Annotated in this window: 14 protein-coding genes; 9 read left to right on the top strand and 5 right to left on the bottom strand. The window is 69.4% G+C overall.

Going from position 1 to position 18,386, the window contains the following annotated elements; all coding sequences use genetic code 11:
* Entirely contained in the window at positions 1 to 1,326 is a 1,326-nt protein-coding gene (locus tag EU513_RS04555; protein ID WP_129624688.1) for a TerD family protein, read from the bottom strand.
* A gap of 378 nt (positions 1,327 to 1,704) precedes the next feature.
* Between EU513_RS04555 and clpB the strand changes: the two genes are divergently transcribed.
* Positions 1,705 to 4,272 carry an ATP-dependent chaperone ClpB gene (clpB, locus tag EU513_RS04550; RefSeq protein WP_129624687.1) on the top strand — a complete coding sequence of 856 codons (2,568 nt, stop codon included), beginning with the start codon at positions 1,705 to 1,707 and terminating at the stop codon, positions 4,270 to 4,272.
* Between the two features lie 72 nt (positions 4,273 to 4,344).
* Here the strand turns inward: clpB and EU513_RS04545 are convergent, their stop codons facing one another.
* Positions 4,345 to 5,211: an alpha/beta fold hydrolase gene (locus tag EU513_RS04545; protein WP_129624686.1), complete on the bottom strand. Its 867-nt coding sequence runs from the start codon at positions 5,209 to 5,211 to the stop codon at positions 4,345 to 4,347.
* Positions 5,212 to 5,372: 161 nt separating this feature from the next.
* On the opposite strand from EU513_RS04545, the gene EU513_RS04540 reads away from it, so the two are divergent.
* From EU513_RS04540 to EU513_RS04530, 3 genes are all read left to right on the top strand, one after another.
* Positions 5,373 to 5,957 (top strand): peptidoglycan-binding protein, encoded by a 585-nt coding sequence (locus EU513_RS04540; protein WP_129624685.1) that lies wholly within the window; start codon positions 5,373 to 5,375, stop codon positions 5,955 to 5,957.
* A gap of 112 nt (positions 5,958 to 6,069) precedes the next feature.
* A complete protein-coding gene (locus tag EU513_RS04535; protein ID WP_168990143.1) occupies positions 6,070 to 6,807 on the top strand; it encodes an LppX_LprAFG lipoprotein in 738 nt (245 codons plus the stop codon).
* On the top strand, positions 6,788 to 8,476 hold the full coding sequence (locus EU513_RS04530) for an MFS transporter (RefSeq protein ID WP_129624683.1): 1,689 nt from the start codon (positions 6,788 to 6,790) through the stop codon (positions 8,474 to 8,476). The genes EU513_RS04535 and EU513_RS04530 overlap by 20 nt, the downstream gene beginning before the upstream one ends.
* Positions 8,477 to 8,485: 9 nt before the next feature.
* Here EU513_RS04530 and EU513_RS04525 read toward each other — a convergent pair whose 3' ends face one another.
* The 3 genes from EU513_RS04525 to EU513_RS04515 are packed head-to-tail and all read right to left on the bottom strand — an operon-like array spanning position 8,486 to position 11,499.
* A complete protein-coding gene (locus EU513_RS04525; protein ID WP_205744672.1) occupies positions 8,486 to 9,982 on the bottom strand; it encodes an NAD(P)/FAD-dependent oxidoreductase in 1,497 nt (498 codons plus the stop codon).
* A complete protein-coding gene (locus tag EU513_RS04520) occupies positions 9,979 to 10,659 on the bottom strand; it encodes a DUF4190 domain-containing protein (protein WP_205744671.1) in 681 nt (226 codons plus the stop codon). Before EU513_RS04520 ends, EU513_RS04525 begins: the two co-directional genes overlap by 4 nt.
* Positions 10,660 to 10,710: 51 nt before the next feature.
* The gene (locus tag EU513_RS04515; protein WP_129624682.1) at positions 10,711 to 11,499 is read right to left on the bottom strand and encodes an exodeoxyribonuclease III; all 789 of its coding nucleotides are present in this window, start codon (positions 11,497 to 11,499) and stop codon (positions 10,711 to 10,713) included.
* Positions 11,500 to 11,586: 87 nt separating this feature from the next.
* Between EU513_RS04515 and EU513_RS04510 the strand changes: the two genes are divergently transcribed.
* The 5 genes from EU513_RS04510 (at position 11,587) to EU513_RS04490 (ending at position 18,373) form a co-directional block, all read left to right on the top strand.
* The gene (locus EU513_RS04510; protein WP_129624681.1) at positions 11,587 to 12,363 is read left to right on the top strand and encodes an SDR family oxidoreductase; all 777 of its coding nucleotides are present in this window, start codon (positions 11,587 to 11,589) and stop codon (positions 12,361 to 12,363) included.
* 25 nt (positions 12,364 to 12,388) lie between these two features.
* On the top strand, positions 12,389 to 12,991 hold the full coding sequence (pyrE, locus tag EU513_RS04505) for an orotate phosphoribosyltransferase (protein ID WP_129624680.1): 603 nt from the start codon (positions 12,389 to 12,391) through the stop codon (positions 12,989 to 12,991).
* Positions 12,992 to 13,211: 220 nt separating this feature from the next.
* Entirely contained in the window at positions 13,212 to 14,639 is a 1,428-nt protein-coding gene (locus EU513_RS04500) for an MFS transporter (RefSeq protein WP_129624679.1), read from the top strand.
* 9 nt (positions 14,640 to 14,648) lie between these two features.
* The gene (locus tag EU513_RS04495; protein WP_129624678.1) at positions 14,649 to 16,823 is read left to right on the top strand and encodes a molybdopterin oxidoreductase family protein; all 2,175 of its coding nucleotides are present in this window, start codon (positions 14,649 to 14,651) and stop codon (positions 16,821 to 16,823) included.
* Positions 16,820 to 18,373: an FAD-dependent oxidoreductase gene (locus tag EU513_RS04490; protein ID WP_168990142.1), complete on the top strand. Its 1,554-nt coding sequence runs from the start codon at positions 16,820 to 16,822 to the stop codon at positions 18,371 to 18,373. The genes EU513_RS04495 and EU513_RS04490 overlap by 4 nt, the downstream gene beginning before the upstream one ends.
* The last annotated feature ends 13 nt before the right edge of the window (positions 18,374 to 18,386 follow it).

Below are 18,386 nucleotides of genomic sequence, written 5' to 3'. Positions count from 1 at the left end.
TCACTGGGCGAAGAGGCTCATCATCGGGAAGACCTCCTGCGGCACTCGTGCCTGTACTGCCTCGCCGATCGCCTGCATCCGCCAGCCCGAGCCAGTGCGGCGTAGTGCGGCCATCACCATGCCGGTGGTGGCATCGCCGCCGGACAGTTGGTATCGCACCAATTCGCCGCCGCGGCCCGCCTCGTCGATGAGCCGGCAGAAGGCGTTCTGCACCATCTGGAACGTATGCCCCTCGTAGGAACTCACGACGAGGATGACGCTGGTGACGTGCACCGGGATGCGGTTCAGATCGACCATGATCACCTCGTCGTCGCCGTCCCCGGCACCCGTCCGGTTGTCTCCGGTGTGACGCACGGATCCGTCGGCTGACGACAGCCGGTTGTAGAAGACGAGGTCGACGATGTCGTTGCCCGCCACCAGGATTGCGGAAGCGTCGAGGTCGACTTCGGCGGTGCGTCGCGACAGTATTCCGCCTCGCTGGACGGGGTCCCAGCCCAGGCCCATGCGGACCAGGCTGAGGTTGCTTCCGTCGTCCTTGCGCAGGTTGACCGATTGGCCTTTGCTCAGGTTCACCGGACGGCCACGGGTCAGGCGGGAACCGTCGTCCCCGGCGGGTGCTGCCGGTGCTTGGGCGTAGGGGTCGTCGCCGCCCTGACTCGTCGGCGGGGCGGCCGGTGCCGGCGCGGGGGATGGCGCAGCCATGGCGTCGGACGTGTACGGGTCCGGACGGCGGGGTGCTGGAGCCGGCGGCTGGGTCGAAACCGGTTGCGAGGCGGGGGTGTTCGCCGCAGGTACCGGAGCCGCTGTGGCAGGTTCGTCGGCGACGTCGGCGCCGTGGTCTCGCAGCAGGTCGGCCAGTCCACCGCCGTAACCCTGCCCGACCGAGCGCAGCTTCCACTCGCCATTGCGCCGGTAGAACTCGACGGCGATGAGGATCGACTCGCTGCTCAGCCCGGACAGTTCGGCTTGAGCGAGCGGTGCGCCGTCGGCGCTGGTCACCACAGCCACCGGCGCGGAAACCAGCGAGCCGAAGGTGCGGCCGGCCTCGTCCAGCGAGGTCACCACACGCACCTTCTCGATCTCGGGCGGCAGTTCGCCCAGACGCACCTGGAGCTGCCAGGGCTGTCCACCGCTCGGCGGGATGCAACGGACGCCGGGACCCTCGGGCTGGTTGTAGAACACGATGTCCTGATCACCACGCACCCTGCCGTCGCTGGTCAGCAGCAGCGCGGACAGGTCTGCTGCGGCGCCGACCTGCACCGTCACGGCGACCTGGCTGGCGGACAGTGGCGCATTCTGGCCCTTGGCCAACTGCACAGCGGACATCGAGTGCCTCCTTTGGATCGAATCGCGCGGGGTGACAGCTTCTCCCGCCCTGCTGCCGACGTTCAGTCTACGGACTCGGTTGCATCCCGCGTCGCGGTTCGGACAGCGCAGCGAACGGTCGGGTCACGTCATGTCCACTCGACGCCGGTGGGCTGAGGGAGCATCAGGCGCGGTGCACCCGTGCTGCAGTTCGGGAACGGCAAGTCTCAAGCCGGGGCCTCGTGACGGGAGCGACGCGCATGTTCGAAGTTGAGCGGAATAGGCTCAATTTCGGCGGCGTTGACATAGGCAGCCGACGTTGTCCGTCACCGCTCGACTAGCGTGGGGCGAGCCAGCGTCACCTCGTAAACGTATGTCCGAACCGAAGGAGTCCCGAGAGTGGATCTTCAGCTGACCACGAAGGCGCAGGAAGCGCTGTCCATGGCCACCCGATCGGCGATCACCGCCGGCAACCCCCAGATCGAGCCGGCCCACCTGCTCGCCGCACTGGCCGCACAGACCGACACCACCACCGGGCCGCTGCTCGAGGCGGTCGGAACGAGCGCGGCCGCCGTTCGTGGCGTCGCCGACCAGGCGCTGCGGTCGTTGCCGGCCGCCAGCGGGTCGAGCGTGGGTCAGCCGTCGATGTCGCGCGCGCTGGTGGGCGTGCTCGAACAGGCCCGCCAGGCGATGACCTCGATGGGCGACTCGTTCGTCTCCACCGACCACCTGCTGCTCGCGCTCGCGCGCACCAACCAGTTCAGCCTCGACGCCGAGGCGATCGCCGAGGCGATCCCGAAGACCCGCGGCGGCGCCAAGGTCACCTCGGCCGAACCCGAGGGGCAGTTCGACGCGCTGGAGAAGTACGGCACCGACCTCACCGCGGTCGCCCGTGAGGGCAAGCTCGACCCGGTGATCGGCCGCGACGCCGAGATCCGCCGGGTCATCCAGGTGCTTTCGCGGCGCACCAAGAACAACCCCGTGCTCATCGGTGAGCCTGGCGTCGGCAAGACCGCGGTCGTCGAGGGTCTCGCCCAGCGCATCGTCGCCGGCGACGTGCCCGAATCGTTGCGCGACAAGCGTCTGATCAGCCTCGACCTCGGCGCGATGGTCGCCGGCGCGAAGTTCCGCGGCGAGTTCGAGGAGCGGCTGAAGGCGGTGCTGGAAGAGATCAAGAACTCCAGCGGCCAGGTCGTCACCTTCATCGACGAACTGCACACCGTCGTCGGCGCCGGAGCCTCCGGCGACAGCGCGATGGACGCCGGCAACATGCTGAAGCCGATGCTCGCCCGCGGCGAACTGCGGCTGGTCGGCGCGACGACCCTCGACGAATACCGCGAGCACATCGAGAAGGACCCGGCTCTGGAGCGCCGCTTCCAGCAGGTGTTCGTCGGTGAGCCGAGTGTCGAGGACACCATCGCGATCCTGCGTGGCCTGAAGGAGCGGTACGAGGCCCACCACAAGGTGGCGATCGCCGACTCCGCGCTGGTGGCCGCCGCCTCGCTGTCCGACCGCTACATCACCAGCCGGCAACTGCCCGACAAGGCGATCGACCTCGTCGACGAGGCCGCATCGCGGCTGCGGATGGAGATCGACTCCAGCCCGGTCGAGATCGACGAGCTGCGCCGTCAGGTCGACCGCCTGAAGATGGAGCAGTTCCACCTGGAGAACGAGACCGACGACGCCTCCAAGGACCGGCTCGCCAAGTTGCTGGCCGATCTCGCCGACAAGCAGGAGCAACTCGCCGCCCTCAACGCACGCTGGGAGGCCGAGAAGAAGTCGCTGAACCAGGTCGGTGAACTCAAGGCCCAGATCGACGAACTGCGCACTCAGGCAGACCGATTGGAGCGCGAGGGCGACCTCGGTGGTGCCTCGAAGATCCGCTTCGGTGACCTGCCCGCGCTGGAGCAACAGATGGCCGACGCGCAGGCCGCAGAGGCGACGTCCTCGCGCGCCGGTGGCGAGGCCCTGATGGTCAAGGACGAGGTGGGCGCCGACGACATCGCCGACGTCATCAGCTCCTGGACCGGCATCCCCGCCGGGCGACTGCTCGAGGGCGAGACCGAGAAGTTGCTGCGGATGGAGGACTTCCTCGGCAAGCGGCTGATCGGCCAGCAGGCCGCCGTACGGGCGGTGTCCGACGCCGTCCGGCGCTCGCGGGCCGGCATCGCCGACCCCAACCGTCCGACCGGGTCGTTCCTGTTCCTCGGCCCGACCGGCGTGGGCAAGACCGAGCTGGCGAAGGCGTTGGCCGACTTCCTGTTCGACGACGAGCGCGCGATGGTGCGCATCGACATGTCCGAATACTCCGAGCGCCACTCGGTGGCGCGGCTCATCGGTGCCCCTCCGGGCTACGTCGGTTACGAGGAGGGCGGTCAACTGACCGAGGCGGTGCGCCGCCGGCCCTACAGCGTGGTGCTGCTGGACGAGGTGGAGAAGGCCCACCCGGAGACCTTCGACATCCTGCTGCAGGTGCTCGACGACGGACGCCTGACCGACGGTCAGGGCCGCACGATCGACTTCCGCAACGTGATCCTCGTGCTCACCAGCAACCTCGGGTCGCAGTTCCTCATCGACCCGGCGTTGTCGCCGGAGCAGAAGCGCGAGTCTGTGATGACCGCGGTGCGTTCGTCGTTCAAGCCGGAGTTCCTCAACCGTCTCGACGAAACGGTGATCTTCGAACCGCTGTCGAAGGACGAACTCGCCGAGATCGTCAACCTGCAGGTCGCTTCCTTCGGGGAGCGTCTGAAGGACCGCCGCATCACGCTCGAGGTCACCGAGACGGCCCGCCAGTGGTTGGCCGACGAGGGCTACGACCCGGCCTACGGTGCCCGTCCGCTGCGCCGTCTGGTGCAGAAGGAGATCGGCGACCGTCTGGCGAAGGCACTGCTGTCCGGCGAGGTGCGCGATGGTGACACGGTCACCGTCGACAAGGACGCAGACAAGCCGGAGCTCACGCTCAGCTGAGGACGGGAAACGCCCCGGGATCCGAAAGGACCTCGGGGCGTTTCTCGCTGTGCACAGAACGGGCCGCAGCCGTCAGCCGAGGTACTGCTCGATCGCGCCGACGACGACCTCGGGTTCTTCCAACGGCACCACGTGCCCGCGGTCGTCCAGGACCTTGAGCTGCGCGTGTGGCATCTCCTCGTGGATACGACGAGCCAACACCTTCGGCGTCAGCTTGTCGCGTCCGCCGACGATCACCGTCGTCGGCGTGTGTTCCAGCCTGGCCAGCGCAGCCACCTCGTCGTGCTTCATCAAGGCGCCGTAGAACGCTCCGTAGGTGATCAGGCTGACCCCGCCGGTGAGCTCCGTGGTGAGCGCGACATCCTCGTCGCGGGCATCGGCACCGAACAGGTACTCGCGCTGTCGCTTGTCCCGGATCAGCCGTCCCGGCCGTCCGCGGAACGGCAGCCTCGACAAGGCTCGCATGATCTTCTGCTCGCCGGGCAGGCCGGTGCCGCGCAGCCCGCCGGCTGCCGTGGAACAGAACACGACGCCGCGGACGCGGTCGATCTCCTCGGGTGTCGCGGTGCCGGAGTAGGCCATGACGGTCATGCCGCCCATCGAGTGGCCGGCGAGGACCAGCGGCGATGCGTCGGGCACCAAGGCTGCGATCACCTCGCGCAGGTCCTGCCCCAGACGGCCGACCGATTCACCGGACGAGCGGTGCCGGCCGCCGGCGAGAGTGGACTCGCCGTGTCCGCGTTGATCCCACAACACGACGCGCACGCCGTCGCCGAGGGCGTCGACCACCCGGTGCCAGGAGCGGTGGGTGAGCGTCCAGCCATGGGCGAGGACGACGGTCGGTGCGTCGGGTGCAGTTGCCGCGGAAGGGCGGCGGACGTACGCCGCGAGCAGGGCTCCGTCCGAGGCGAGGACGGTGTGGCGGTCGAGGGAGGTCATGCCCACCAGCCAACACGAATACGGGGAATCGCCCGGCTGCGGCACGCACCCCGCGTCGTTCGTGTCGGAACGAACAGCGGCCGGCTCCCGTCGCTGTTGAAGGGCCGCTCGGTTCAAACGGACCCGTTCATCCGAAGTTCTCGAACACAGGGGAGACGATCATGACCAACCACGACAATCGGCCACACAGCGAGCAGAAGCGTGCCCGCCCCAGCCGGCGGACTCTGTTGGCCGGTGCAGGAGCCACCGCGGTTGCCGCAGTCACCGGCGTTGCCGCCGCGTCCTCGGCCAGCGCGGACGGATTCCACTACCCGAAGGTGCGTCCTGGGCTGGTGCACTACGACGACGTGCTGCTGCTCAAGAGCTGGTTGCAGGCCAATAAGTACAAGCCGACCACCGGCAGCAGGTTCAAGGTCGCGTACTACGACCCGCAGACGCAGCAACTTGTCAAGCACTTCCAGGCGCGGTGCCGACTGAAGACCGACATGATCGTCGGACCCAAGACCTGGTGCGCGTTGATTGCCCGAACCGCGGGCCGGCAGAAGCTGCGCCGGGGGATGAGCACGAACGACGTCCAGCTCCTGCAACTGGCGCTCAATGCCCGCTTCGACTCCGGTCTGAAGGCCGACGTGAAGTTCGGGGCGGCCACCGAACGTGAGGTGCGGCGCTATCAACGGATGGTCGGCCTGAAGGTCGACGGCGTCGTCGGTACGCGCACCTGGGAACGCCTCGCCGACGGACGCTGACTCATCGAACACCGTCGTGTCCGACGCGCGGTCGGCTGCGGGAACTTCCGGGGTTACCCGCGCGTCGGACAAGTCGGCCCGGACGGGCATCTCGATGGATAGGTTGGTTCCCATGCGCGTACGCACTTCGAAGTCCTCCGCACTCAGTACGGCCGGCGCCGTTGTTCTGGCGGCGTCCTTGCTCGTGACCGGGTGCAGCAGCACCAAGGACAAGAAGGAGGGGCCCACCGGCTCGTCCGGCAAGGAACTGACCGCCACCGACCGACTCACCGAGGCGAAGAAGGTGCTCGACGGCACCCCCGGGTACCACTTCAAGCTGCAGGGCACGGACGTGCCGAAGGACAGCAGCGGGGTGCTCTCCGGCGAGGGTGACGTCATCGCCAAGCCCGCCTTCAAGGGCACCCTCAACGTGCAGGCCGGGTCGCTCGCCGCGTCGGTGCCGGTGACCTCGGTCGACGGCAAGACGTGGGCGAAGATGCCGTTCTCCGCCAAGACCACCACGATCAACCCCAACACCTACGGTGCTCCCGACCCGAACGTGCTGTTCAGCAAGGACAAGGGTGTCTCGACGCTCCTGCCACAGACCAAGGGCGCCAAGCTCGGCGGCAAACTGCGCGACGGCAAGGACATCGTCCAGGAAATCACCGGCTCGCTGCCGGGCAGCGCGATCAAGGCGGTGCTCTACATGGGCGACGGCACCGGCACGTTCTCGGTGAAGTACGGACTCACCGATGACAATCAGGTGCGCTCGGCGCAGGTGATCGGACCCTTCTTCAAGGGCAGCGACAAGACACGCTACGACCTGACCTTCACCAACTACGGGCAGACGGTTGACATCACAGCGCCCTAAGGCGCTGCTGGCCACGGCGTCCGTCGCCGTCGCCCTCGCCGCCGCCGACACCTACGTCGTCGTCCTCGCCCTGCCCGACATGATGCAGGGCGTCGGGCTGGGCATCGACGCACTTCAGAAGGCAACCCCGATCATCAGCGGGTTCCTGCTCGGATACATCGCGGTGTTGCCCCTGATCGGACGCTTGGCCGATCTCGTCGATCGCCAGCGGATCCTGATGTGGTGCCTCGCGTTGTTCACCATCGGCTCGGCAATCACCGCGGTCGCGGTCGATCTGACGGTACTGGTGGCCGGACGCGTCCTTCAGGGCATCGGCGGCGGGGGCCTGGTGCCCGCGACGCTCGCGATCGTCGCTTCGCTCTGGCCCGTCGGCCAACGGGGGACGGCGTTCGGTGTGGTCGGCGCCGTGCAGGAGGTCGGCAGTGTGCTCGGCCCGTTGTTCGGCGCCTTGATCCTGCACCTGTGGGACTGGCGAGCGATCTTCTGGGTCAACGGAATCGGCGGCATCGTGCTGGCGATCCTCATCCGCCTCACCGGTGGCCGCAGTTCGCGCAGCGAGCTCGCCTCGACGACCATTCCGCGGTGGTGGCACGCCCTCACGGCCGTCGCCGCACTGGCCTGCGTGGCGCTGCTCGGTCTCGCGCTCGTCGCACCCGAATCATTGACCACCTCGATCGAGTACGGCGACCCGTTCGTGCCCTACGAAGGACACGACGCACGGTTGATGACACCGGTCGGGCTCTGGGGTCTGGGCGCGCTGTCCGCGCTGTTGGTGCTGTCGGCGCGGTACTGGTGGCCGATCCTGCGCCGTGCCGACCTGTTCGGGGCGTTGCTCATCGCGACCGTGCTGGGCTGCCTGGTGCTCACGTTCTCCTCCGCCAACCCCGAGACCGAGGTCGTCGGACCGATGGGTCTGTGGTTGTTGCCACTCGGCCTCGTCGCGATGGCGGTCTACCTGTGGTGGCACCGGCGGGCGAAGGAACCACTCATCGCCCGTGGCGCTGTGGTCGGACGCGTCCTGCCGGCCCTCGCGGTCTCCCTCCTGGTGGGCACCGCGATCGTCGCGATCGTCGTCGACGTGCCGATCCTGGCCCGGCTCACGGTGACCGATGACCAGACCGAGGCCGCAGTGATCCTCGTCCGGTTCCTGATCGCGGTACCCGTCGGTGCGCTCGTGGGCGGTTGGTTGCTGCGCAAGGTCGGCCCGGGCATCGTCTCCGCCGTGGGTCTGGCGCTTGCCGCGGTCGGGCTGTTCGCGATGTCACGGTGGAGCGGAAATGTCCTCGACACCGCTCAGGCGACCGTGGTGCTGATCGCCGTCGGGCTCGGCGTCGGCCTCGCGATCGCCCCGGTCAACGACGCGGCGCTCGCCGACGCGCGCGAGTCCGACCACGGCGTGACCTCGGCGCTGATCGTCGTCTCGCGGATGGTCGGCATGGTCGTGGGACTCGCGTTGCTGACCGCCATCGGGCTGCACCAGTACTACCAGGAGATCTCGGCGATCTCGGCGCCGACTGAGGCCGACTACCGCGCGGCCGGGGTGCGACAGGTCAACACCGTCTTCCTCGGGGCGGCGATCGCTGCCACTGTGGCGGCGCTGCTGTCATGGTTCCTCGGTCGAAAGCCGTTGCAACGCATCGACGGTGAGCGGGCAACCACCGCGCTCTGATCGCTGCGCTCAGCGGCTGGTGAACTCGTAGTCGACCCATTCGGGGTTGCGGACCCGACGCTCGAATTCAGCGACCGTACCCGGCCAGAGGGTGCGGTTGCGGCCGCCCTTGTCGAGGTACCAGCTGCTGCATCCGCCCCGCTGCCACACGGTGTCGGCGCTGCGCTCATCGATCTGCGCCATGTGAGCCGGCACGACCTCCGGACGCACGCTCACCAGCTTCGCACCGCGGCGGTCACGCTCGGCGAGCAACTTCACGACCAGTTCGACCTGGGCCTCCATCATCAGCAGCACCGAGGTGTGGCCGAGTTCCGCGTTCGGCCCGAGCAGCATGAACATGTTCGGGAAGTCGGGCACGGTCACGCCGTAGTAACTGTCGATGCCCTCCTCCCAGCGCTGGGTCAGCGAGGCGTGCTTCGCGCCGAAGACATTGACCGACTTCCAGGCGGCGCTCGGATCGAACCCGGTCGCCAACACCAGCAGGTCGAGCGGGTGCTCGACACCGTCGGCGGTCACCAGACCGTTCGGTCCCGCATCGATGATCGGCTCGGTCGCCAGCTTCACGTTGCGGCGTGAGAGTGCCGTCAAGTAGTTGTCCGACAATGGAATTCGCTTGCAACCCAGCGTGTAGGCAGGCGTCAACTGCGCGCGCAGCTCTTCGTCGTCGACGGACGATCGCAGATGGTGCATGGCGCGCAGGCGCACCGCCTTCATCAGCGCGGGCTGCTTGACGAACCCCAGCGCGCGAGTCTCGTTGGCGGCCCTGATCTTGGCTCGTCGCGCCTTCATCAGCGCCGGACGGCGCTCGTACCGCTCCGAGGTCGCTTCGGAGATCTCGTGGTCGTTCTTGGGCATCACCCAGGTCGGTGTGCGCTGGAAGACGGTGAGCGCCGCGGCGTCCGCGGCCAGTTCCGGAATCACCTGGACGGCGCTCGCGCCGGTGCCGATGACGCCGACCCGCTTGCCGGTGGCGGTGGTGCCGGGCACCCAGGTGGCGGTGTGCATCAGTTCGCCCTGGAACGCGTCGAGGCCGGGGATGGCGGGGGCGGTCGGCACGTGCAACGAGCCGACGGCGAGCACCAGGTCGCGGCAGGTGACGGTCTCCAGTCCTCCGTCGGGTGTGGAGTAGGCGACCTCCCAGCGCGAGGTCTGCTCCTCGAACCACGCCTGCTGCACGGCCGCGCCGAACTGCACATGCCGGCGGACGTCGTACTGCTCGACGACGTACAGCAGGTAGTCCTGGATCTCGTCGCCCGGCGCGTAGGCGCGCGACCAGTCCGGGTTGAGTTCGAAGGAGTAGGAGTACAGGTGGCTCTCGACGTCGCAGGCCACGCCCGGGTAGCGGTTGTCGCGCCAGGTGCCACCGATCTCGTCGGCCTTCTCCAGCACCAGCACGTCGCGTCCGGCGGCCTTCGCCGCGATCGTCATCGCGATACCGGAGAACCCTGCCCCGATCACGACCATGTCGTGCTGGACGGCGGGCTGCAGGTCGGGCTGAATGGTCATGCCGAGCCGATTCCCCAGACCACTATGAGCACGATGTAGCCGACGATCAACAGCGTGCCGAGCCCGCCGATCACGATGCCGGCGATCGCCATCCCCTTGGATCCGCTGTCGTTCTGACGCTTGGCCTCCGGCAGCGCCATGAAGCCCAGGATTAGACCGATGGGGAAGCCGAACCCGCACAGACAGCCGGCCAGCGACGTGACCAGCGCCGCGATCGCCATGCCGTTGGTCTGCGGTTGCTGGGGAAACCCGCCCGGAGGCGCGTAGCCGTATTGGTTGTCGTACTGACTGCCGTACTGATTGGCGTACTGATTGCCGTAGGGACTCGGGTACTGCGGTGCGCCGTACTGCGCAGGCTGCCCGTACTGCTGGGGTGCGCCGTAGGGGTTCTGCGGTGACTGATCGTTCACGGACGGGTCGTAGCCGTTGCCGCCGTAGGGGTTGTACTGCTCGTTCCCGGCGCCGTACGACGGCCGGCTGTAACCCTGGGCATGACCCTGCCCGTAACTCTGCCCGTAACTCCGATCAGGCGGGGGCGAGCCGTAGGGCACTTCGCGCGTACCGGATGAGTCGTCGATCGGTTGCGTATGCGGCTTGTTCAGCGCACTCGGGTCGAGTCGCGGGGTCGCCCGGGTCGGCTCCTCGGAGTACGGGTGCTCGGGGTCGTAATTGCTCATGCTCTGCTTTCCCGGTGTTGAACGGCCGGGACGACCCTAACCGCCGCGGCTTCAGTCGAGCGTGACCACCACGGGCGCGTGGTCGGATGCGCCCTTGCCCTTGCGCTCCTCGCGATCGATCATCGCGTCGGTGACCCGGGAGGCGAGGGCAGGGGACGCCAGCGCGAAGTCGATGCGCATGCCCTGCTTTTTCGGGAAACGCAACTGCGTGTAGTCCCAGTAGGTGTAAACGCCCGGGCCGGGGGTGAAGGGTCGGACGACGTCGCTGAAGCCGGCGTCGACGATGGCCTGGAAGGCCGCACGTTCGGGTGCGGTGACATGCGTCCTGCCCTCGAAGAAGGCGACATCCCAGACGTCGTCATCGGTCGGCGCGATGTTCCAGTCGCCGGCGAGCAGGATCTGTGCGTCCGCGTCGTCGGCCAGCCAGCCCGTGGCGTCGTCGCGCAGCCGGGACAGCCAGTCGAGCTTGTAGCGGTAGTGCGGGTGGTCGATCTCGCGTCCGTTGGGGATGTACAGCGACCACACCCGGACGCCACCGCAGGTCGCGCCGATCGCGCGGGCTTCGGGTGCGATGGGTTCGCCGAAGCCGGGCATGCTCGGGAAGCCGACCGCGACGTCCTCGATGCCGACGCGCGAGATGATCGCGACGCCGTTCCACTGGTTGAGGCCGTGATGCGCGAGCTCGTAACCCTTGGCTGCGAGGTCGAGCATCGGGAACTGGTCGTCACGGCACTTGGTCTCCTGCAGCAGCAACACGTCGAGGTCGTGCCGTTCGAGCACGCCCATCACGCGGTCGATTCGGGAGCGGACGGAGTTGACGTTCCAGGTCGCAATACGCACGGCCCGAGCCTAATCGCCGCCACCGACGGCCCGGGTCGGGCCGGTTGATGGGTGGGTTCATGGGTGGCGCGACCTAGGATCGGCGCCATGCCTACCGCACTCGTCACCGGCGCCAGCGCCGGCATCGGCAAGACCTTCGCCCACCAGCTCGCCGCGCGCGGCCACGACCTCGTCGTCGTCGCCCGTGACAAGAGCCGGATGGAGGCGCTGCGCACCGAGCTCGAGGCGCAGCACGGCATTCGGGTCGAGGTGCTGCCCGCAGACCTCGCCGACCGCACTCAACTCGGCACCGTCGCCGACCGGCTCAGCGACCGTGAGCGTCCGGTCGACCTGCTGGTCAACAACGCCGGGTTCGGCCTGCGCAAGTCGTTCATCCGCAACACGGTCGAGGAAGAGGAGCAGATGCTCGACGTGCTGGTGCGCGCCGTGCTCGTGCTCTCGCACGCCGCCGCCCTGGCGATGAAGGAGCGCGGGGCCGGCAACATCGTCAACGTCTCCTCGGTGGCCGGCTTCATGTCGTCGGGCACCTACTCGGCGGCCAAGTCGTGGGTCACGGTCTTCTCCGAGTCGCTCGCCGTCGAACTCGCCGACACCGGCGTGAAGGTCACTGCGCTCGCACCCGGCTTCACCCGCACCGAGTTCCACGACCGCGCCGGCATCAAGGCCCGCCAGGCCGCCCCCGACTTCATGTGGCTCGACGCCGACAAGCTGGTCTCCGATGGCCTGGCCGACGTCGACAGGGGCAAGATCCTCAGCATTCCGGGCGTTCAGTACAAGATCGCCGCCGGACTCCTGCGCGTCGTGCCCCGCTCGATCGTGCGCAAACCGAAGCTGGTGCGCCGTCACCGTCCGAACAAGGACTGAGCGCTCCCGCTCTAGGCTGTGAGCCGTGACTGACGCCGCTGCCGACAACTTCGCCACCACCTCCAACACCCCGGTCGACCTCGCCGCCGACCGCGCCCGCCTGCTCGAGCTCATCAAGGAGCAGGCCGTCGTGCACGGTCGGGTGACGCTCTCCTCCGGCAAGGAGGCCGACTACTACGTCGACCTGCGCCGCATCTCGCTGTCGGGCGAGGCCGCCCCGTTGGTCGGACGTGTGATGCGCGAGTTGACCAAGCAACTCGACTTCGACGCCGTCGGCGGACTCACCCTCGGCGCCGACCCGGTGGCCACCTCGATGCTGCACGCCGCCGCGGCCGCCGGCGACCGGCTCGACGCGTTCGTGGTGCGCAAGCAGGGCAAGGCCCACGGGTTGCAGCAGCGCATCGAAGGACCGTCGATCAAGGGCCGCCGGGTGCTCGTGGTCGAGGACACCACCACCACCGGCGCGTCGCCGACCGACGCGGTGCAGGCCGCCCGCGACGAGGGCGCGGAGGTCGTCGCCGTGGCCACCATCGTCGATCGCGCCACCGGTGCGCAGCAGGTCATCGAGGACGGTCTGGGCGTGCCCTACCTGTCCGCGTTCAGCCTGCAAGACGTCGGACTGGCCTGACCGGCGCCGCACCTCGCGGTCGACCCACGTGACGTGGGTCACTCCACGCCTCCTTCGGGGGTGGATCTGCGCAGGTCAGGACGCTTCACCACGCGTGGCCGCGGCGGTGAGGTCGGTGTGACCTGCGTGTTACGCAAGCAGTCGGCCGACGAAACACGGCGTCCATAGCGTTCCTCGCACTCGCTCACCGTCCGGGTGGGCACCTGCGTGCGAGGCGTTCATGGTCACCACAACCACCGAGCCGACCGATCTGGCGCTCGCCCCTCCCGTCGACACCGTCGACACCGCCGACGGGCTCGCCCGTCGGCCGGGACGTTGGCTCGACGGCTGGGACCCCGAAGACCCCGCCCAGTGGGTGGCGCACGGCCGCTCGATTGCACGGCGCAACCTCGGGTTGTCGGTGCTGGCGGAGTTTCTCGGGTTCGGGGTGTTCGCGCTCTGGGGCATCGTCGTGCCGCAACTGGCGGCCTTCGGCTACGTCGGCACGAACGCGTTGACCGACAGCCAGCAGTTCTGGCTGCTGTCGATGCCGGTGCTCGTCGGATCGGCACTGCGCATCCCTTACAGTTTCGCGGTGCCGCGGTTCGGCGGCCGCAACTGGACGATCATGTCGGCGCTGCTGCTGCTCGCGCCCACCCTCGGGCTGGTGGTCGCGCTGGAGAATCTGGCGCCCTTCCCCGTGCTGCTGCTCGTCGCTGCACTGGCCGGGTTCGGCGGCGGCAACTTCGCCTCGTCGATGACCAACATCTCCTTCTTCTTCCCGGCCGCCCGCAAGGGAGCAGCGTTGGGGCTCAACGCGGCCGGCGGCAATCTCGGCACGGCGGCGGTGCAGTTCGTCGTGCCCTTCGTGGTGGTCTGGGGAGCCGCGACGGCGACTGCCCCAAACCTCCCAGCGGCCGGTTGGATCTTCGTGCCGGCCGCGCTGTTGGCGGCATTGCTCGCCTGGCGCTTCATGGACAACCTGACGATGGCGGCGAACGACGGGCGCTCGATGCGACGGGCCACCCGGCTGCCGCACACCTGGCTGCTGTCGCTGCTCTACATCGGCACCTTCGGTTCGTTCATCGGGTTCGCAGGAGTCTTCCCGAAACTGCTGCACGACGCGTTTCCGACCGAAGGTCTCAAGCTCGCCTTCCTCGGCGCCCTCGTGGGTTCGTTGAGCCGTCCGCTGGGCGGTATCGCCGCCGACCGGGTCGGCGGCTGGGTGGTCACCGTGGTCTCCTTCCTGGCGATGGCGGTCGGCGCCGGCGGTGCGGTGATCGCGTTGCGCACCAACGACTTCGGGCTCTTCATGGTCAGCTTCTGCTGGCTGTTCGTGTTCACCGGCGTGGGCAACGGATCGATCTACCGGATGATCCCCGCCGTCTTCGACGTGACGGCCACCGACCGCTCGCCGGCCGGTCGGGCCACGGCGGTGCGGACGGCGGGCGGCGCGATCGGGATCGTCGGCGCGATCGGTGCCTTCGGCGGGTTTCTGGTGCCGCAGGGCTTCGCGCTCTCCAAGTCGCACACCATCGACGCCGCCCACCCGGCCGGCACGATCGTGCCCGCGCTGCTGGTGATCCTCGGGGTCTACCTGCTGATGGCGGCGATCACTTGGGCGGCGTACGGCCGCAAGGGTTCTGCCCTCGGCAGCCACCGGATCTGAGGCGTGGCGATGACGCTCACCGACCTCGACTCGCCGCAGCGGCGGACGAGCACGACGGGCACGACCGGCACTGATATCGGCACTGATACGCACTGCCCCTACTGCGCGCTGCAGTGCGCGATGCGGCTCGAACCGGCTGACGACGGCACGCTCGCGGTGCAGCCCCGTGACTTCCCGACCAACCAGGGCGGTCTGTGCCAGAAGGGTTGGACCGCAGCCGAACTGCTGGCGGTGCGCGACCGGATCACGACGCCGATGGTGCGGGACGCGGGCGGTGAACTACGCGCGGCGACCTGGCAGGAGGCGTACGAACGGATCGTCACCGCCGTCCGTGCGGCGCAACGGGCCGACGGCCCCGACGCGGTCGCGGTCTTCGGCGGCGGTGGCCTGACCAACGAAAAGGCTTACAGCCTGGGCAAGTTCGCGCGGGTCGCCCTCGGCACCGCCCTCATCGACTACAACGGCCGGTTCTGCATGTCGTCGGCCGCCGCGGCGGGCAACCGGGCGTTCGGGCTCGACCGCGGTCTGCCCTTCCCGCTCGCCGACCTCGGCGGCGCCGACGCGGTGCTGCTGGTCGGCAGCAACCCGGCCGAGACGATGCCGCCGATGACCCGGCACCTGGCCGGCGCCCGGCAGCGCGGCGGTCTGATTGTCATCGATCCGCGGCACAGTGCGACGGCGGCGCTCACCGACGACGGGGCCGGCCTGCATCTGCGGCCGCTGCCCGGCACCGACGTGGTGCTGCTGCTCGGCCTGCTGCACGCGGTGATCGCGGCGAGCGGCACCGACGACGACTACCTCGCGGCCCGCGTGGAGGGTTGGGGCGCGGTGGCAGCCGCGGCTACGTGCTGGTGGCCCGAGCTCACCCAGCAGGCGACCGGTGTGCCCGCCGATCAGATCCGGCGGGCCGCCGAACTGCTCCTGGCCGCCGCACCCCATCGCGGGGGAGCGGGGGCCTACGTCATCACCGGACGCGGCGCCGAACAGCACGCGCACGGCACCGACACCGTCACCGCAGCGATCAACCTGGCGCTCGCGCTCGGGCTGCCCGGTCGCGTCGGCAGCGGCTACGGCTGCCTCACCGGTCAGGGCAACGGACAGGGCGGACGCGAACACGGCCAGAAGTGCGACCAACTGCCCGGTTACCGCAGCATCACCGACGCGCAGGCACGGGCGCATGTGGCAAAGGTGTGGGGTGTCGATCCCGACGCCATCCCCGGGCCGGGCCGCCCCGCGGTCGAACTGCTCGACTCGCTCGGTCGTCCCGGCGGCCCACGGGTGCTCTTCGTGCACGGCGCCAACCCCGCCGTCTCGGCACCCGACGCAGGCACCGTCCGCGAACGGCTCGCCAGTCTCGACCTGCTCGTCGTCGCCGACTTCGTGCCCTCGGCGACGGCCCGGCTCGCCGACGTCGTGCTGCCCGTGCCGCAGTGGGCCGAGGAGGACGGCACGATGACCTCCCTCGAAGGACGCATCCTGCAACGGGCCCGAGCAACAGACCCGCCCGACGGGGTGCGCGACGAACTCGTCATCTGGGCGCAACTCGCCGAACGTCTCGGTGCACCAGTGCAATTCGCGACCGACCCGATCGAGGTGTTCGCCGAGCTCGGGCGGGCCAGCGCCGGCGGCCGCGCCGACTACGCCGGAGCCGATCACGAGCGAGTGGCCCGCGAACCGGTGTACTGGCCGTGCCCCGACCGCGAACACAGCGGCACCCCACGGATGTTCCTCGACCGGTTTGCGACGCCGTCGGGTCGGGCGCTGGCGGTCGTGCCGTCGGTCGTCGGGGTCGACGACGATCTGCGCGAGGGCGCGCGCACCTACCTGCTCACCGGACGCGTGCTGCGCCAGTACCAGTCGGGCGCCCAGACCGCCCGCGTCGCGGCCCTCGGTCGGCCGGGCGAGCACCGGTTCGCCGAGGTGCACCCGCTCACCGCCCACCGCATCGGCGTCGAGGACGGCACACCCGTGCGCATCACCTCGGCGCGTGGCTCGTTCGTCGCTCCGACGCGGGTGACCACCGCGGTGCGGCCCGACTGTGTGTTCGTGCCGTTCCACGGCGACGGCGACAACCAGTTCTGCAACGACCTCACCAACCCGGCCACCGATCCGGTGAGCGGGATGCCGGAGTTCAAGGTGTGCGCGGTCGACGTGTCGCCTGCTGAGCACGGAGCAGGGACATGAGCGGCGACATGAGCGGCGACTCCAATGCACACCGCGTCGTCGTGGCCGGCCACGGCATGGTCGCGGCCCGCTTCGTCGAGGAACTGCAGACACTCGCCGCTCCGGGCGCCGTCGCGGTGACCGTGCTCGGGGCCGAACCGCACCTGCCCTACAACCGGCTCCTGCTCTCGGAGGTGATCGCCGGTCGGGCGAACATCAACGCGCTCACCCTGCCGGCCGCGTCCGAGCCGGTCGTCGTGCGCACCGACACCACGGTCGTCTCGATCGACCGCGCCGCGAAGGCGGTGACGGACGCCGACGGCGTGGTTCACGACTACGACACCCTGGTCTTGGCCACCGGCGCCGAACCACGGGTTCCGTTGCCCACCGACGATCTTCGCGGTGTGCGCACGCTGCGCACCATCGACGACTGCCGCGACCTGGCGGCGGCGGCGCGCCCCGGCCGCCGGATCACCGTGCTCGGCGGTGGGCTGCTCGGCATCGAACTCGCCTGCGGCCTCGCCCATCGCGGCGCCGAAGTGACGGTGGTGCACCGGACGCCGGCCCTGATGGATCGCCAGTTGGACGCCGCTGCGGCACAGGTGCTCGCCGACTCGCTGCGCGCCCAGGGCATCGGGGTGCTGCTCGATGTCGAGGTGGTCGACGTGATCGGCCACGACGGCGCGGTCTGCGGGCTGCGCACCGCCGACGGCGCCGAGCTGCCGAGCGACCTCGTCGTGGCCAGTGCGGGAGTTGTTCCGCGCACCGAACTCGCCTGTGCGGCAGGGCTTCCGGTCGAGCACGGCATCGTCGTCGGTGTCGACCTGCGTAGCCCCGAAGACCCGGCCGTCGCCGCCATCGGCGACTGCGCCCAGGAGGAGGGCCGCTGGACCGGGATGTTGGCGCCCGGCTGGGAGCAGGCTCGACGCCTCGCCCACGACCTCGTCGGCCGGCCGGTTCGTGCCTCCGGGTCTGCCGATGCCGTCGTCACCCTCAAGGCGCGCGGACTCTCGGTGGTCACCATGGGCGCCGCCGGTGGTGCCGGTGGTGCCGGACGCACGGTGACCCTCAGCGACCCGGGCGCCGGTCGGCACGTGAGTGTCGAGGTCGCGGCTGACCGGGTCGTCGCCGCGACCTGCATCGGCGCGCCCGACCTTGCGGCCGACCTCACCGCGGCGTTCGAGCGGCGCACACCCACGCCGAAGGACCCCACCCATCTGCTCTTCGCCGAGCTGCCGACCGGCACGGGCGCGGGCCAGGGTGCGGACCGCACCAACCTCGCGACCATGCCCGGCAACGCCACCGTCTGCCGGTGCAACGGCGTGACGAAGCGGGAGATCGTCGGCGCGCACGCAGCGGGTGACCGCGACGTCGAGGCGGTCGCCGCACGCACCCGGGCCACCACCGGATGCGGCGGATGCGCCTCGGCGGTGGAGGGGCTGCTCGCGTGGATGGAGGAGGTCGACCCGCCGTCCGACACCCGTCCGGCGAACGCGACGCCGTTGTCCACCCCGGCCGCGGCAGACGCGCACGCGACCCTCGGCGCTCACCCGTCGCCGGGCTCACCGTGAGCACGAATTTGCC

The sequence above is a fragment of the Yimella sp. RIT 621 genome (assembly GCF_004146205.1).
In the GTDB taxonomy this organism is placed as follows: domain Bacteria; phylum Actinomycetota; class Actinomycetes; order Actinomycetales; family Dermatophilaceae; genus Yimella; species Yimella lutea.
This window is presented reverse-complemented; position numbering and strand designations above follow the sequence as displayed.